This is a genomic window from Scytonema hofmannii PCC 7110 (assembly GCF_000346485.2).
GTDB lineage: Bacteria > Cyanobacteriota > Cyanobacteriia > Cyanobacteriales > Nostocaceae > Scytonema > Scytonema hofmannii.
The window spans coordinates 2961698-2979550 of record NZ_KQ976354.1 but is presented as its reverse complement, the minus strand read 5'-3'; the positions used below and the strand labels follow the sequence as shown (position 1 = coordinate 2979550).

At 41.1% G+C, this 17853-nt stretch carries 13 protein-coding genes; 8 read left to right on the top strand and 5 right to left on the bottom strand.

Going from position 1 to position 17853, the window contains the following annotated elements; translation table 11 throughout:
* Window positions 1–78: 78 nt before the first annotated feature.
* A complete protein-coding gene (locus WA1_RS12740; RefSeq protein ID WP_017745125.1) occupies window positions 79–1374 on the bottom strand; it encodes a homoserine dehydrogenase in 1296 nt (431 codons plus the stop codon).
* A gap of 199 nt (window positions 1375–1573) precedes the next feature.
* Window positions 1574–2860 carry a ferredoxin--NADP reductase gene (gene petH, locus WA1_RS12735; RefSeq protein ID WP_017745124.1) on the bottom strand — a complete coding sequence of 429 codons (1287 nt, stop codon included), beginning with the start codon at window positions 2858–2860 and terminating at the stop codon, window positions 1574–1576.
* A 1449-nt stretch (window positions 2861–4309) separates the two neighbouring features.
* Here petH and WA1_RS12725 point away from each other — a divergent pair.
* The 4 genes from WA1_RS12725 (at window position 4310) to WA1_RS12710 (ending at window position 10720) form a co-directional block, all read left to right on the top strand.
* Window positions 4310–5314: a phosphoribulokinase gene (locus WA1_RS12725; RefSeq protein WP_017745122.1), complete on the top strand. Its 1005-nt coding sequence runs from the start codon at window positions 4310–4312 to the stop codon at window positions 5312–5314.
* A gap of 360 nt (window positions 5315–5674) precedes the next feature.
* Window positions 5675–6937: a methionine adenosyltransferase gene (metK, locus tag WA1_RS12720; RefSeq protein WP_017745121.1), complete on the top strand. Its 1263-nt coding sequence runs from the start codon at window positions 5675–5677 to the stop codon at window positions 6935–6937.
* A gap of 715 nt (window positions 6938–7652) precedes the next feature.
* Window positions 7653–9377 (top strand): sensor histidine kinase, encoded by a 1725-nt coding sequence (locus WA1_RS12715; RefSeq protein ID WP_017745119.1) that lies wholly within the window; start codon window positions 7653–7655, stop codon window positions 9375–9377.
* Between the two features lie 572 nt (window positions 9378–9949).
* Complete coding sequence (locus WA1_RS12710; RefSeq protein WP_017745118.1) at window positions 9950–10720, top strand: metallophosphoesterase family protein; 771 nt, start codon at window positions 9950–9952, stop codon at window positions 10718–10720.
* Between the two features lie 74 nt (window positions 10721–10794).
* Here WA1_RS12710 and WA1_RS12705 read toward each other — a convergent pair whose 3' ends face one another.
* Complete coding sequence (locus WA1_RS12705) at window positions 10795–11652, bottom strand: M48 family metallopeptidase (RefSeq protein WP_017745117.1); 858 nt, start codon at window positions 11650–11652, stop codon at window positions 10795–10797.
* 288 nt (window positions 11653–11940) lie between these two features.
* Between WA1_RS12705 and WA1_RS12700 the strand changes: the two genes are divergently transcribed.
* Both WA1_RS12700 and WA1_RS12695 read left to right on the top strand, forming a co-directional pair.
* The gene (locus WA1_RS12700; RefSeq protein ID WP_017745116.1) at window positions 11941–12474 is read left to right on the top strand and encodes a DUF4330 domain-containing protein; all 534 of its coding nucleotides are present in this window, start codon (window positions 11941–11943) and stop codon (window positions 12472–12474) included.
* 190 nt (window positions 12475–12664) lie between these two features.
* Window positions 12665–14389, top strand: a complete 1725-nt coding sequence (locus WA1_RS12695) for a hypothetical protein (protein WP_017745115.1) — start codon at window positions 12665–12667, stop codon at window positions 14387–14389.
* Between the two features lie 407 nt (window positions 14390–14796).
* On the opposite strand, the gene WA1_RS12690 is transcribed toward WA1_RS12695, so the two are convergent.
* Both WA1_RS12690 and WA1_RS61670 read right to left on the bottom strand, forming a co-directional pair.
* The gene (locus WA1_RS12690; RefSeq protein WP_066612866.1) at window positions 14797–16272 is read right to left on the bottom strand and encodes an IS200/IS605 family accessory protein TnpB-related protein; all 1476 of its coding nucleotides are present in this window, start codon (window positions 16270–16272) and stop codon (window positions 14797–14799) included.
* 286 nt (window positions 16273–16558) lie between these two features.
* Window positions 16559–16777 (bottom strand): recombinase family protein, encoded by a 219-nt coding sequence (locus WA1_RS61670; RefSeq protein ID WP_158516635.1) that lies wholly within the window; start codon window positions 16775–16777, stop codon window positions 16559–16561.
* 495 nt (window positions 16778–17272) lie between these two features.
* Here WA1_RS61670 and WA1_RS12685 point away from each other — a divergent pair, with 495 nt between their 5' ends.
* Both WA1_RS12685 and WA1_RS12680 read left to right on the top strand, forming a co-directional pair.
* Window positions 17273–17527, top strand: a complete 255-nt coding sequence (locus WA1_RS12685; RefSeq protein ID WP_026134849.1) for a toxin HicA — start codon at window positions 17273–17275, stop codon at window positions 17525–17527.
* Complete coding sequence (locus WA1_RS12680; RefSeq protein WP_017745112.1) at window positions 17520–17846, top strand: type II toxin-antitoxin system HicB family antitoxin; 327 nt, start codon at window positions 17520–17522, stop codon at window positions 17844–17846. Before WA1_RS12685 ends, WA1_RS12680 begins: the two co-directional genes overlap by 8 nt.
* Window positions 17847–17853 lie beyond the last annotated feature (7 nt).

Below are 17853 nucleotides of genomic sequence, written 5' to 3'. Positions count from 1 at the left end.
GTACTTTCATACACCAAAACAAATAAAAATTTTTCTTCTTCCTACTCCCTATTCCCTACTCCCCACTCCCTTTTTCATTTAAAGAACTCGTAACACGCTAGGAATACTATCTATGGCAGGGAGGCTGTGAATTTCTGCGAGCGCTTGTCGGAAGTCTCCCTCTCGAACATCATGGGTGACGACAACGATTTCTGCTAGTTCTCCCTGAAAACCAGTTTGGACGACTGACTCTAAACTGACTCCGCGATCGCCAAAGCAGGTTCCTATTTTACCAATGACTCCCGATTGGTCTCTTGTTAAAAATCTAGCATAAAACCGCGTGACGAGTTCTGCCATTGGTGTAATTTGACAGTAATGTTGATGCCTACAACCAAGAAGTGGATTAGGTAATGCTGTACTTGTTTTCAGTGATGCTACTAAGTTTAGTATATCAGATGATACAGAACTGGCTGTTGCACCCGCCCCAGCCCCAGGACCAAATAACATCACTTGTCCTATGGGTTCACCTTCAATAAAAATGGCGTTATTTACACCATTAATGCTTGCTAGGGGATGGTTTTTTGGCACTAAGGTGGGATGAACTCTTACAGAAATGGGGGGATTTGAGGAGGGGGGGATGACTGTTTGAGCGATCGCTAAAAGTTTTATGACAAATCCCAGTTTTTCGGCGTAGGCAATATCTGTTTTGCTGACTTGCCTAATTCCTTCACAGTAAACGTCTTCTAGCTTGATTCTTCCATCAAAAGCGAGTGAGGCGAGGATGGCGATTTTATCAGCTGCGTCTAAGCCTTCTACGTCGGCGGTAGGATCTGCTTCAGCGTAACCCAGTTTTTGGGCATCAGCTAAAACATCGCTGAAATTGCTGCCTTCTAGCTGCATCCGTGTCAGGATGTAATTTGTTGTACCGTTGACTATGCCTGTAACGCTTTGAATGCGGTTAACACTTAATGATTGTTTTAGGGGTTGAATAACCGGAATACCTCCACCTACGGCTGCTTCTAGCATGACGTATACCCCAGCTTTATTGGCTGATGTGAAGATTTCTTCGCCAAATCGCGATATCACTGCTTTGTTTGCTGTCACGATATGCTTGCCATTTTCAATGGCTTTTAAGATGAGCGATCGCGCTGGTTCCAATCCCCCCATGACTTCGACAATAATATCTACTTTTGGATCGTTGACAATTGCGTCTAAATCTGTCATCAATACTGATTTTGGTAGAGTGACAGCACGGGATTTATCAAGCGATCGTACTCCCACTTTATATATTTCTATTTCTTGCAATAGTGGATGACGACCAGTACCGTCCTGCAATAGCTGCACGGTACCTGTCCCCACAGTTCCCAATCCCAGTATTCCCAGCTTTACACCCACAAGCTTTCACCAAATTTTTATTTTAAACCGCTGATGAACGCAGACGAACGCGGATAATGGATTCGCTTGCGCTAAAAATGTGTGTTTAAATACACAAAAATAATAGTAGGTAAGGTATAAACCCTACCTACTTATTATATTTCTTATTTGGTCTACAGTCTTTTGTCAAAAGCCTAATGACTAATGACCAATGACTAAATTAGTATGTTTCAACGTGCCAGCGACCTGCTTTCTTGATTTCTTTTTGGTAGTCGCTCCAGGTTACGCCTTCTTTAGCAGCCGCAGCACTGAGGGCTGCGTCGATTCCATCTTCCATTCCGCGCAAACCGCAGATGTAAGTGTGGGTTTTTTCGTTCTTAATTAACTGCCAAAGTTCATCAGCGTGTTCTGCTACTCGGTCTTGGATGTACATCCTACCCCCTTGAGCATTTTTCTGTTCGCGGCTGATAGCGTAGGTGAGGCGGAAGTTATCGGGATACTGTTGCTGCATCTCTTCGAGTTCTTCCTTGTAAAGGATGTTGGGGCTTGTAGGAATACCGAAAATCAACCAAGAGAAACCTTTGAATTGGTATTCTGGGTTAACTGCTTTTTCGTTATCCTTGAACATCCGCCACAGGTAAGCACGCATGGGCGCGATACCTGTTCCTGTTGCCATCATGATGACGTTAGCATCAGTGTCTGCTGGTAATAACATTTCTTTACCAACCGGACCTGTGATTTTGACATCATCTCCTGGTTTAATGTGGCACAGGTGTGTGGAGCACACACCATAGACTGTTTCGCCGGATTCTGGGTGCTTGTATTCTAACTGGCGCACGCAAAGAGAGACTGTTTTGTCATCTACATCATCACCATGACGGGTTGAAGCGATGGAGTACAGTCTGAGCTTTTCTGGTTTACCGTTCTTGTCTACACCAGGAGGGATAATGCCGATACTTTGACCTTCTATGTATCGTAAATCGCCACCAGAAATGTCAAATTTAATATGCTGAACAAGACCAATACCACCTTCTTTAACCAACGGCTCATTAGAGATAACTTTACCGATATAAGGAGCGTTGGGGCGGTAAATGTTTACGGGAACGTCAGCGTGGACGTCTTTTTTGGCTTTCGCTTGAGTCATGGTTTTGCCTTTGTTGTCCTTACTCTTGGGCTGTTGCTCAGCTACAGGTGTGGCTTTACCATTTGCTTCACTGCTAGCATTCTCACCAGATGTGGCGTTACTATTGGGAGCTTGCCCATTCAGCTCTTGTAAAAGATTTACGGGCTGGATGCTAACAATTTTGCCGCCAAGGCGAGTAATACGCCGCATTTCTTGGTTCATGCGGTTGTAAGGCACTCTGATGAACACACTGCCACTTTGACGAATTGGGTAGTTCGTGTTGTCAGTTTCTTCGCTCTGACGCAGACCCACCACTTCGTATACGAAGACGCGGCTACCTAATTCTGTGTTGGCAGCACCTTCAACGGCACCTTTGATGTACATTACTTCTACCACTCCGATCTCTACTTAACCTATTCTCATACAAACCCTTTTCACCACAATAGCAGTGCAGTGCTCTCTCTTCTAGCGAGTTGGAGCAATTGCTTTCCAGGAATGGGAAAAGTGGTCTTTCTTTGCCGATGTCTTATTACGTACACTCACCTCAGACTCGCAAAACACACCTGTTTATCGAAATTCTTCCCTTTAGAGAGCGAAGTTCTCTTATGGTTGGGAAGGGGCTATGGACGAATAGTCCTGTTTTCCTCATTGTTGGCGTTACCGCCATTTCCCTTTTAGATTCTCCAATCGCCTGCAACGAGAAACTCTCCTGTAGGGACGGTTCACCGTGTCTGGGTTAAGAACGAGTTCTCTAGGGACTTATACTGTTCAGATTAAAGATCTAACAATCTCTTGGTTTTATCCTAATAGATTGTTTAGACCAGGATTTCCGACAATCCCTGACCTTCTAAGGTAGAGGATAAGTCCTTGAGAGAATGTTAATAATGAGTCAATTTAATGTTTTTTTCGAGAAGTACCACTCAACAGAGGAGAGATCTCTTCTCGTCATTCATTGGGAGCACAGATCGAAAGGCATTCAATATTGGGAAACATCAATTACCAATCTTTTTGAAAAATCTAAATCAAAAACAATTGTCATTTATTTGACTTCCCCAAAATTGAGTACCAGTGTCTTACAGTTTCCTCGGAAATTAACTGAGGATTTTCCCGCAGAACACCATTTACTGAATTTTACATCCGCCCTTAGGGAGCATTCCACAACACGGAGTCAGTTCAGTAACAAAATTCTGGTAGAAGTAGACCCAGCAGACACAACTACAATTTAGTTTTACTTGATGTTAAAAATCTGTCAACCACTGTTACTTTCTAGGGAAAACGCGTAAAATCCTGTTGGGCATAGACTTTAAAGTCACAAGACAAGAATTTGTGATTTTTATCACACCTTAATAAAATCCATAATTTTTGGCTGGAGATGTCTGGAACGTTGCTGAATCTTCCAAGATTCTCCAAAACAAAAAGCCACATTAAGACGACACATAGTAAACTTAAAGGTATACCTTCACAAGCAGTGTATTTTTACCGATATCCAACTGGTGTGGATATCTGACTTTTACTTCAATCTCCTTTAATTCACAAATTTAGGAGATCAAATCAAGGTTAATCAACCTTGTATAGACAACACCCTTCTGTTACAATTCAATTTAACACTAGGATTAAATACTTACCAGCAACAAAGTTGGTCATATTAGGCGGGTAAAAACTGCTACGGTTGAACCCCGTCAAATTTGTTAACGCGTTGTTGGAGGGCGAAGACGCAGGATAGACCATTGGGGTATACTCCTGGCTTGAGGATTGAAACGAGGATTGAAACGAAATTCAAACGAAACGAAAAAATTATTGAATGATTCATCATTTAGTATCAAGAGGAGATTTATGACTAGTAAGCCGGAACGCGTGGTGTTAATTGGAGTAGCCGGAGACTCCGGGTGCGGTAAATCTACGTTTTTGCGTCGCCTAATGGATTTATTCGGTGAAGATTTGATGACTGTCATCTGTTTGGATGACTATCACTCATTAGATCGCAAACAGCGCAAAGAAACAGGCATTACTGCACTTGACCCAAGAGCAAACAACTTTGACCTGATGTACGAGCAAATCAAAGCGCTCAAAGAAGGTCAATCGATTATGAAGCCGATTTACAACCACGAGACCGGCGCTATCGACCCACCAGAGAACATCGCTCCCAACCACATTATTGTAGTTGAGGGTCTGCATCCTCTCTATGACGAGCGTGTGCGAGCACTGATTGACTTTAGCGTTTATTTTGACATTAGCGATGAAGTTAAGATTGCTTGGAAAATTCAGCGTGATATGGCAGAACGCGGTCACCGCTATGAAGATGTCCTAGCTCAGATTAATTCCCGCAAGCCAGACTTTACAAAATACATTGAACCGCAAAGAGAGTTTGCCGATGTGGTTCTACAAGTCTTGCCAACCAATCTTATCAAAGATGACAAAGAACGTAAAGTTCTGCGGGTACGCATGCTCCAGCGAGAAGGTAAGGAAGGGTTTGAGCCAATCTACTTGTTTGATGAAGGCTCAACCATTCAGTGGACTCCTTGCGGACGCAAACTGACCTGTTCTTACCCCGGTATGCAGCTGTACTACGGTTCAGATGTATACTACGGTCGCTATGTTTCTGTATTGGAGATAGATGGTCAGTTTGACAATCTAGAAGAAGTGATTTACATTGAGACTCATTTGAGTAAGACCTCCACCAAGTACAAAGGTGAGATGACTCACTTGTTACTCCAACACCGCGAGTATCCTGGCTCTAACAATGGTACTGGTTTATTCCAAGTCCTGACTGGTCTGAAAATGCGTGCTGCTTACGAGCGTTTAACCTCTAAAGAAGCACAGCTGGCAGCTAAAGTCTAGTAGAGTGTCAGTTTTGTTTTGATGAACAACAAAAACCCGGTTTCTTGGAGAAACCGGGTTTTTTGCATTACTGTATTGGCGCTCTAGATCCCCGACTTCTCAAAGAAGTCGGGGATCTCAGTTAACTTCACCAACCGTCAAATTCTTTACAGCGATAAATTTTCAATTCATAAACCACGATAACAAAGTAGGGTAGCTCTTCTCGCTTTTCAAAAAATCGTACTTAGGTAAGGTTTTTGAGAAAAGTAGTATAAAACTAATTACCGTTTGTGAAAATCTTGTTATGATTGCAAATCAAAGCGGTTGAATTGAGCACATTAGTTCAGTCCGCTCTTCTTACCTTCTTGAGGAGGAATTACATTGTCTCGTCGTTATCTCTTTACCTCCGAGTCAGTGACCGAAGGTCATCCTGACAAAATCTGCGATCAGATTTCCGATACAATTCTAGATACCCTGCTTTCTCAAGACCCAAGTAGCCGTGTTGCTGCTGAGGTTGTTGTGAACACTGGCTTGGTTTTAATTACAGGAGAAATTACCACTAAAGCCAATGTTAACTACGTAAATGTTGCTCGCGAGAAAATTGCGGAAATTGGCTACACTAACGCCGATAACGGATTTTCTGCTAACAGCTGTGCAGTGATGGTCGCTCTAGACGAACAGTCACCTGATATCGCTCAAGGTGTCAACACTGCTCAAGAAACCCGCGAGCAAAGTAGCGATGAACTCTTTGACACGGTTGGGGCTGGCGACCAAGGGATTATGTTTGGTTTCGCTTGCAACGAAACCCCAGAATTCATGCCATTGCCTATTTGCCTTGCTCACCGTATCGCCCGCAGATTAGCTGCTGTTCGCAAAACAGGTGTTTTGCCATACCTACGCCCTGATGGAAAAACACAAGTCACCATCGCTTATGAGGATGGACGACCAGTTGGTATCGATACCATTCTGATTTCTACCCAGCACTCGGCGACTATCGGTGAAATTACAGATGAAACAGAAGTACAAGCCAAGATCAAGGAAGACCTGTGGTCAGCAGTGGTTGAGCCTGTTTTTGTAGACATTGATGTTCAGCCAGATGACCAAACTCGCTTTTTGGTTAACCCCACAGGTAAGTTTGTCGTTGGCGGTCCTCAGGGAGACTCCGGTCTGACAGGACGCAAAATCATTGTTGATACTTATGGCGGTTACTCTCGTCATGGTGGTGGCGCTTTTTCTGGCAAAGACCCCACTAAGGTAGATCGCAGTGCTGCTTATGCTTGTCGCTATGTAGCGAAAAACATTGTCGCTGCTGGTTTGGCAGAAAAATGCGAAGTTCAACTAAGCTATGCGATCGGTGTTGCAAGACCCGTAAGTATTATGTTGGATACTTTTGGCACAGGTAAAGTTGATGACGACACCTTGCTAGAATTGGTTAAACAGCATTTTGAACTGCGTCCTGCAGGTATTATCCACACCTTTAATCTACGTAACTTACCAAGCGAACGAGGCGGACGTTTTTATCAGGACGTCGCGGCTTACGGTCACTTGGGACGTAACGATTTAGACTTACCTTGGGAGCGTCTTGATAAGGTAGAGACGCTGAAGCAAGCTGTCGATCATCTGCTTTCAGCTGCGCTTGCATAAGGGACTTCCAAATAAACAATGTCCCAAAATTAAATTCATACAGGACGGGCGGGGACGCCCGTCCCACATTCTGGGGTTTTAGACCCCTTGGGCAGGAGGCAGCCAGGTTCAGAGGGATTTGCCATCACCTTCAATACTTTCTTCCCTTCTGCCCTCAGCAAAGCTGCCTTTCCCGGATCATTTATTTTTTGAATGCCCATCTGACAAATTAGATATTTTTTTATTGAGAAGTCTTTTGTTTATACTCAACAACTGTTAAAAATGTGCATATCCCGATCGCTCTCATATAATGGAGGACATGCCAACTATAATAGTGACCAGACATGAAAGGAATAAATACTTACAGGGAAAAAGCACGGCTTGCCATTAAGTGGGAGAGTTTGCTAAATGCTGAAATTTAGCAAAAAAAAGCAAACAACAAAGTAAATTTTTCATAAAAGTTTACATATCCTCCGCCCACAAAAGTGGAATGGATCTAATTTACGAATAGTTTGTCATCTGCGAGAATAAAGGCACTTTATCAGAAATGTATCATAAGTCTTCAAAACTTAGTCTTTATTTAAAAATTTCCCCCCGATCTCTAAAGTTGATAACCACCTTAATTTTGATAAAAAAGAAGATAAAGTGGTAGGTGTTAATCACAAGTTCATTAATAAAATTGCAACCTCTGTATAGATACACAGTTTTTTGCGGGAGGGCAAGGAGAATTTGAGGTATGCAAACTCAAAAACCAACCTCTGTTGACAGCAATATAGAAAGAAAACAAGTGTCAGCCGATCAGCCCTCTACCGACGAACTCCCAACTATTGAGTTTCCCTCCCGAGGGAAACTCAAAGCCAGTTCTTGGCGAATCCATCAAAAGATTGGCTATGGCTACTTTTTAGCGATTGGCATTGGTTTTTTAGGCTCTCTGACCGGTCTGGTTATTGCTAATTATTATCGAGGAATAGAGACTGGGCAATTAAGTCACGCCCGGTATCAGACACAAATGCTGGCTACCTATAGGAATGCCTTAATAGGCGCACAGTTACACAGCTCGAACATAATTACTGTCCTAGAAGACTCAGAACGGCTTTCCGACAAAAGATTTGACCTGTTTAAGAATTTTGACAACGCTAAACATCTAGAACAACAAATTACAGAATTTTTAGACAGCAAACCAGGAAAGTTAGCAGCTACCGAAAGCACTCTCCGAACCGTCATACATGATTATGAAAGTAACTTAGATTCCTACATTTGGCAAATAGAAGCTGTTTTACAACAGCTTGAAAAGCAGCCTCAACAGCCACAGAGCACTTCGTTTGCGCGAGAGCAATTACTAGAAATCATGGGTGGTGAAACAGCTATCCGACTCGATCAGTTGCGCCTGCAATTGAGTAATATTTTGCAGACTGCGGAAGAACAAGAGCAAGAAATAGCAAAAGACGTAGAGGTGGCAAAAGGAGTCGAGCGGTTAATTGTTATAGTCAGTATGCTGCTATCAGTGGCGATCGCCGCAATTATAGCTTGGCGAACTTCCAGAGCCATAGCCGAACCAGTCATCCTCGTCACGCAAGTAGCCGAACAGGTGGCAAAGAAATCTAACTTTGATTTGCGAGCACCCGTCAGCACTGAGGATGAAATTGGATTACTAGCCAAATCTCTGAACCGTTTAATTGAGAGAGTCTCCGAACGGACTAAAGAACTACAACAGGCAAAAGAACTCGCAGAAGCAGCTAGTAAGGCAAAAAGCCAATTTCTTGCTAATATTAGCCACGAGTTACGCACACCATTAAATGCCATTATTGGTTTGAGCCAACTGCTCAAAGATGATGCTGCAGATTTTGGCATGGCAGAAGATTTTATCAGTGACCTAGAATCTATCAATGGTGCAGGAAGGCATTTGCTAACACTGATCAACGATATCCTCGACCTTTCAAAAATTGAAGCGGGGAAAATGACCTTTTACCCTGAAACATTTGAACTAGCAACATTGCTTAATAATATCGTTATGACAGTGAAGCCGTTAGTAGAAAAAAACAGCAACGTTCTAGAAGTTTATTTTGAAGAAGAACTTGGTGTGATGCATACCGATCAGACCAAACTCAGACAGGTTCTGTATAACCTGTTAAGTAATGCTGCCAAATTCACCAAAAATGGTAAAGTCAAGCTTTTGATAGAGAAAGAAAAGCAGGGTTTGCGTGAAAATGGATCTGCTAGAATTATCACTTTTACGGTTGAAGATACTGGTATTGGTATGACATACCACCAACAGCAGCAGCTCTTTCAACCCTTTACTCAGGGAGATGCCTCAACCACTAAAAAGTATGGAGGAACCGGACTTGGGTTAGCAATTAGCCGTCACTTTTGCCAAATGATGGGTGGTGAAATTGTTGTCAGAAGTGAACCAGGAGTTGGATCTGTTTTTGTTGTTCGCCTTCCCATGACTGTTAAACATTAGTTAATACTTTATTGCTGTTTATGAAGACGGTTAGTGATGAGTAGTGAGCTATGTACGGGCGCAGAGCCTTGCGCCTCTACTAACCACTAGCAAATTTCACGGATCAATATAGATGAATTAGTTTTATAAAGAGCATAATTTAACAGCTATCGGACTCCTATTTGATTTTTGAAATATACGTAGGGAGGGCTATGCCGTAAACAAGGTTTATGTGTGCGGCATAGCCCTCCCTACAGTACTAAGATTTTTTTCATAAATCATTTATAATTCCTATATATATTTTTTTTTGAAAATTATATTGGATATCGTTCTTCCAGATCCCCTGCTCACAGAGGCTATAGCAATCCTAAATCATTCGTGAAAAGTTAAAACTCCGGACTGCATGAAGAAGTTGGGGTTCTGAACTTACTAAATTGTCACAAATTAATTGCTATAGTGACACATACTAGCAGGATGTGGGCATAATTACCTTAAATATAATTTTTTAAGCTATTTGTAACTCGTCTTTACGAAATCAATTTAGCTTAAACTGTAGCACAAGTATTAGGCAAAGTTATTAAAACACAGAGCTGATGAGCGCAACTAATTACCGCCGAATCATTATTGGGGATGTGCATGGTCACTACGAAAGTTTGATGACTTTGTTAGACGCGATCGCCCCCATATCAGACGATAAAATATATTTTCTCGGAGATTTAATTGACCGTGGACCGCAAAGCTCGCAAGTTGTGGATTTTGTTAAGAACAACCACTACGAGTGCGTGTTGGGTAATCACGAGCATATGCTATTAAATATTCTAACTAGCGGACAAGCTCCTACGTCAATAGTACAAGCATGGCTGTGCAGTGGCGGTCAAGCAACAGTCGCTAGTTACAAACAAGCCACAATCCCAGAAGACCATGTCGAATGGCTCAAAGCTTTACCCACATATCTTGACTTGGGAGATGTTTTGTTAGCTCATGCTGGAGTCGATCCCTCAATCCCCCTTGTAGAACAAACTGCCGATCAGATGTGCTGGGTGCGAGACAAGTTTCACAGCATGGACAAACCCTACTTTGCCGATAAATTAATTATTGTCGGTCATACAATCACCTTTACTTTACCAGGAGTAACGCCCGGTCAGCTAGCACAAGGCAAAGGATGGTTGGATATAGATACAGGTGCTTATCATCCCCGAAGTGGCTGGTTGACAGCCCTTGACATCACAAATTGGTTGGTCTACCAAGTCAATGTCTTAAACAAGTGTCTCCGCACTCTACCACTAAAAGAAGGGTTGGCATTTGTCGATCCAGCCGGATTCGAGGTTGCAAGATGTCAGAGGGCGAAGAGTGTAATTAGTTAGTTGTTAGTGGTTAGTGGTTAGTTGTTAGTCGCAATCCAAAATCCAAAATCCAAAATCCAAAATCGATATGATAACTAACGTAATGCTCTGATATTTGCTTGATAAGCGGCTTTATCCAAACCAGCACTGCTATTACCAGATTGAGAGGCTATGGCACTTTCCAGTGCTTTAATGCGATCGCCTGTTGCGGGGTGAGTGCTCAAAAATGAAGGAGTTCCAGAACCTTTTTTCAAAAGTTTTTGCATGAAAGAAACCATACCAGATGGAGCATAACCACTGCGTGTTAAAGTTCTCAAGCCTCTTTTGTCTGCATCATATTCATCTTCACGACTGCGCGGACGATTCAAGGCTAAATCTACACCTATCGCCACTGCTTGAGAACGATCTAACCCTGCTGCTGATGCTACACCACCTGCAATTGCTCTTTGTCGCATTTGTTTTACCAAATGCTTCCCAGTAATGTGACCAATTTCGTGAGCCATCACACTTGCCAGTTCCGCTTCATTTTCCGAAGCTTTTAGCAAGCCCGTGTTAACGTATACAAATCCCCCAGTTGTGGCAAAAGCATTGATACTGTTATCGTCAACAACTTGAAAGGTAAAAGGAAGCTCGCTGCGATCGCTGTTAGCAGCCAACCGCCTACCAATTTGTTCCACATAATCGCTAATTGCGGAGTTACGGTAAAATTTGACTTCACGACCTAATTGTTGATTCATTTGCTTACCAAGCTCAACCTCTTGACGAGGAGATATGTTGGAAAGCTGAATGACTTGTACGCCCTGTATCAATGTCGGTATCCAGCGCTCAATACCAGCCCAGGTTTTTACTGGTGTACTTAAGCACAAAATTAAAGATACTGTTAAGGAAATTAACGGATAAAACCAATTCCGTCGCCAATAACGAGAGTTTGTAGAAAAGCGGTTCCTGTTCATAACGATCCGGTTTCAAGAGAGTTTGAGTAGAAGTAAAACTATGTGACGAATTTCTCTCCCTATGAGTTGCATATTAAAAATTGGGAATAGGGAGTGGGGAATGGGGAATGGGGAATGGAAAATTCTTATAATCTCTACCCCCACCCCCTACTCCCTACTCTCCACTCCCTAGTTGTGATAGACTATTGCACGATCTCCAGCACTCAATAACTTTTCGTCCTGCAAAATAGATAAAAGTGCTGCATTCTAACTAAAGACATACTGCTACCATTATTAGAAAAACTTGTTATGGCTATTTTAGATTCCAAAGGTCGTTTATTCGGTAAAATTAGCATCCTCGACTTCGGTGCTTTACTTGTCATTCTGCTTGTTATATTCGGCATCTTCCTATTCCCTGGTGGTTCTGGTTCTGTTGCTCAAGTTGGTAGTAAAACAGTACCTATCGAAGTAGACTTAGTTGTTCGGGGATTAAATGTCCGCGACCCGGAACAATTATACGCACGAGGGTTTGAAAAAGGTGGTAAGACTAAAGTGATTATCCGCAATCAACCCTACGGAACGATTGATATTAAATCGATACAAGTACTACCAAGAACTATTATGGTTCCCCAACCTGACGGTTCCGTAAAAGAATTACCAGATACAAGATCTAATAATTTCAGTACGGATATGCTTTTGACTTTACAAGGCAAAGCCCAAGTTACAGCAGATGGACCAGTGTTAGGTAACAGTAAAGTCAAAATTGGTATGCCAATTGAGTTAGACGGCTTTAACTACAATTTTAACAGCACTGTCATTGATGTCAGACTGCAAGACAAATAGGTTAGTTGTTGGTTGTTAGTTGTTGGTTGTTAGTTGTTAGTTGCTGGTAACCACTAACCACTAACCACTATCCACTAACCACTATCCACTAACCATTATGATAAACATTATCAAAGCCGTTGCCATATCATTAATATGTCTTTCCATTGGCTGCACCCTGGTTAAAGCAGAAAATCACTGGACGCCGCAAATGGAAAAGGAGTTTCAGTTGCGGTCTAGGGAAGTCCTGACAAAATTTACAGACAGCAAATATGGCACTACATCTTTTGAGAGTGAAAAAAGATCCTACCCCAAAGCAATGATTGGTTTTCTTGCAGGAAACCGAGAAAAGGCTATTTCCTTTCTTCAATCTGAAGATGCGGATGCTAAAAGTCACGCTCATACATTGGGGATTGATTTCTACTCTGGTTTTACTCTCAAAGGTCAAGTCCGCAAATACTTTTACTTTGGCAAGTATCTTGACCCATCCTACCGCCAGAGGATGAAACGGGCAATGAAGGTTTGGACAGAGGTAGATCCGCTTACACGACGCTTTCCCAACCGTCGCCAGTTTTGGGCAAACTCCACAGACAATTGCGACACTTGGGTAGACTGTCGTAACACAGATAATTTAAAAGCAATGCGGGAAATATCTGTGTACTTATTTGCCGAAGAAACAAGAAATGAAGCGACTCGCAAGCTTTACAAAGAACGTATCAGAAGAAATGTTCGCACTCTCTACCAGATAGGACAGGGCGAATGGGATTCTGAAAATTACTTGGGACATGCGATCTCAACTTATGTCAATCTCTACGATTTTGCCAAAGACCCTGAGGTAAAATCTCTTGCTAAATCCGCTTTGGATTGGTTTTTGATGTCTGGTGCTGTTAAATATTGGCGGGGTGGATTTGGCGGGCCTTCCAAGCGCGATTACAATCAGGGTAACTGTGTTTGGTGTTCTCTGGCTACCCATGAGTTGGGGTTGTACTTTGGTGATTCTCCTCTTGCAGATCCTAATCCTTCCCCTGACTTGGTGCATTTGATAACTAGCACCTATCGTCCACCTTCAGCAGTTGTTTCCCTAGCGCGAAAGCAATTTCAAAAGCCACTCGAATTGCTTAATTCCAAACCAACCTATGAAAATTGGAAACCGGGCGGTGATGCTGCACCTGAATTTCACGAAACTCTGTATTTTGGAAACACCTTCCAAATAGGGACTTTAGCTCAAGGTTCTGGCGGTGACTGGAATGGTTTTAAGATGATGGCGTTTAATTCTACGCGTGGCGTTGATTATTTTATTGCTGCAACGGGGACAGATCCGACTCAAATCTCTTCTTCGTCTATTGGTGGCGATCGCATTGCCCAGTACCGTAATTTAATCATTTGGCTTAACGATAAACCTAAAGCACCATTTCAGTTTTTTTTACCTAAATCTGTGAAATTAGAAACCAAAAAAGGCATAACTTTTATTGGCTATGAAAAAACATGGTTAGCACTTACACCTATTCATCTTAATATAGAAGGAATTAGCAGTACAGCAACTGAGAAAATTCTTAAAAAATACCCCGATAACCAAATTTTAACTGCTATAGGTAATAACAAATTTAGCGGTTTTGCTCTGGAAATAGGAGAGAAAGAAACATACGGTAATTGGGATAAATTTCAACAATCTGTACTAAATAAATCTCGCTTGGATTTAAGTGAAATTGGCAATAAATCTGTTGAATATAAAGGTGTTTTGGGAAAGGTAAAACTTCAGCATCAATCTCAAGGATTACCAAAAGTTTGGCGCAATGGAAATTTTCATGATTGGCGCAATCATTACGCTGTATATCAAAATGCTCAAGGTAAGAAAATACCAATTTATCAAGGTTGGAAACAAGGTACTCTTGAGGTGACAGCAGGCGGCTATAAGTTTACTCAATCACCACTCTAGTAGAGTGTCAATTTTGTAGGACTACGCACGCTCTACGAATTCTTGGCGCTCTTGGCGTCTTGGCGGTTCGATAAATCAAGGTTTCTAGCAATTTTTGCGTAAGTCCTGTTTTGTTTTGATGGATAGTCCGTTGTTGAGAAACCCGGTTTCTCTTAACCGAGCAGTATTGTCATGGCATCTCTGTGACACAGGAAATTGGGATAATTCCGAAAAATCGGCTTAAATCTTACTTTCTCATCATTTCTCTGGCTCTTTGAATCCGCCATCCCTAGCATTCAAGAGACTTGCTCTTTACCAGTACGAGGTTTCAACTCTTTAGAACCAAATGGGTAGCGCCACTAACCCTGGATTAAAATCAAAGCAAGGAGCCACCTTGCAACGATGGATCTTAACCCAACCCCGCCTTTTCAGACGACCGATGGAACGGTTCCCTGTCCGGAGGTACCATTCACGAGGCTTTTCGTCATTATTTTCGGGTTTTCAAAGTATCTACGTAAGAACTTTAACCCGACATTTCTGGAACCGTTCAAGTCAGCATTTCCTTTATGCTTAATGTTGCTTGAACAGAGGTAATTAGGAGTGCCAATATTATAAAAAACTTTTCCGTCAGAATTTATAATTGCTAGATTTACTATTTCAGCAAATACATCGGAAATTGTCACACTAATTCTAGAAACATTACTCTGACAATATGCGCACTCCTTACTAGTATTTTTAGGACTAACTAAAGAGGTAAGAATTCCATACAATTGAAAAGCTTTGTATCGAGTTCGTTTAACGATTTTAGATTTTAACCAATAAGCACGTTTTTGGTTACTACGACGACTATATTTTGCTTGCTCTGGTCTAAGATTAGTCAGACATTCAAATACTATAACTGTCGCTCCATGCTTATGTGCAAATTCAACTAATCGTTTACTAATCCGATGAGATTCATAATCATCTCGATTTTTAATCTTCTTGAATCGCTTAGAACAATCTCCCTTTTTACTAGTACCAAAACCTTTATTAGTACGTGAATAAGCTCTAGCAATGCGTCCAAGTTCGCGCTTCCTACGATGTTGAATAGTGTCATTTCGGTTTACAAACAGAGTGGCTAACTCCTGAACACTACCTGTACCGTCGGAACTTATAATGCTTGCTACGGCTATCGTTCCATCAAGGTTTAAATCAATTGAACAAATAGTAATTCCGTCTGAATTCTGTGCTTGTTCTTTAATCTTTCCTGGATTTGATATCTGTTTAATGATGGGAAAGTGCAAATGAAGTTTATCTTTTAAAATCAAAGTTGGTGAACCCCAATCCCAACCATCAGGTAAAGACTGTCCCCTTAAGTTAATAGGTTGTTTAATCCATGCCCATGATGTACCAGTCCATAATTTCAGTATAATGGATGTACCATCAAAGTCTTTGTACATCCCAGAATAAAGTACAGGATGCATTTGACTATAGTCTCTAGGTGGAACTGGAGGTTGATCGCTAAACTTTTTTCCTAACGCTAACTTTTTCTGTTTTTTAACTTCCCATTTTTTGTAATTAGAATACCAGGATTTAACAACTCCAAAAGCTTTCTTAATACAAGCCCGACGCATGTCAGAGGGAACATCCCCTTGTAAAGGAAATTGAACCTCTACCCTATTTTTGTTAATAATCGTTAATCCTTCTAGAACGGCATACAAGTCCTCGGCTTTTGTTTCAAGTAAATCCAAATCAGCTAATAAAATATCTGCATAAAAGTTAGTAACTTCTGCGTACTTTTCCCGAGTAGGAATAATATAATTAGCAACATTATCTTTATATTGCACGTTATCTACTACCCACAATTTAATTGTCTTTTGAGACTCTATGTATCCTTTCTTTCGCCTTTGTTTCTTGTTTGCCATTCGTTCAATCACCTCCTAAGTTTTATTTAAATATTAATAATATACAATACCTAATCGGTGTTTTCGTAACTTTCGGCAAACTTCATTAAATATTCATTTTTAGTAGACTCTTTGGCGACAGTCTAAGAGATGCTTTTCTCATATTTACGCAAAAAATAAAGTTTAGCGTGCTCATGAATGCAATCTTGTTAAAATGTCTTGGACTAATTCAAGCTTAGGGGATAATTTAGTTTCATTTAATACAGTAACTTGACAATCAAATTGAGCGCATAGCCAAACAATCAAATCAAATCCTGCATCGGCTAAGTCTATCATGGTACGCTACTACTAACTCCTTGACTTCACCTTTAATGACTCGCTCTAGTATTGATAGTAATTTACGACGTTTGAAATTTAATCCGGAACCAATCTCAGATATTAATTCACTCTCGGCACGATTCATTCTCAGAAAGTCAATTTGAGTTTGTAGATCATCTTTCTGAGAATGAGTAGATACTAAGCGCATAAAGAACAACCGCCCTCTCATCCTTTCCAATCATTTTTTTGAGAGTGGTTAGATCGTAACGTCTATGTCCTGTAGCAGATTTGATACAGGACAACGCCTTCATCTGCCCAATTAGCGCTCATTCTTTACATGAAACCCAGTAACTCTGGATGCTTCTTGAGGTGTAATATATGGCATAATTTCGGAATAATCGCTTTTAAGCATTATATTACGATTATTCGAAATTATTACTATATGACCGTACTAGCTAAATGGTCGGGGATGAACCAGCACGAGAGTAGTAATTGCTCTTTTTTTATGATGCAGAATTTGCAGAAAATGCCTGAAACCTATATACAGTGGAGATTTTGCAGTCTTCGACATTTTTCAAAACATAACGCTTGACATAGTATCAATATTGATACTATAATAAAGAGAAAACTAATGCCAAGTTGCTTTTTAATATGTCATTTTGTAGAAACTTCTACTTTTTTTACTACAACTTGGTATAAACGTATGGCACAAATAGAAAAACTCCTTGCTCAGTTAAAGAATAATCCTAAGAATGTAAACTTTACCGATTTAGTGAAAGTTTGCAATCATTATTTTGGAGAACCTAGACAGCAAGGAACAAGTCATTGTGTCTATAAAACACCTTGGGCTGGAGATCCACGCGTTAACATTCAAGAAAAGAATGGAAAAGCAAAGGCTTATCAAGTTAAACAGGTTTTAGCCGCGATTGAAAAAATGGAGGAAATGAAAGATGGTTAACTGCGACCACTACACATATAGAGTTACTTGGTCAACCGAGGATCAAGAATTTGTAGGACTGTGTGCTGAATTTCCTAGTCTATCTTATCTCCATGAAAATCGGACTACTGCTATCGAAGGTATTATAAACTTGGTAAAAGATGTAGTAGCTGATATGGAAGCAAATGACGAGAGGATTCCAGAACCTATTGCAGAAAAAAACTACAGTGGTAAATTTCAAGTTCGTATTCCTCCAGAGCTTCATCGTAGATTAGCTATAGAAGCAGCAGAGGAAAATGTTAGCTTAAATCGTTATGTAAGCCTTAAACTTGCATATTAAATTGTCC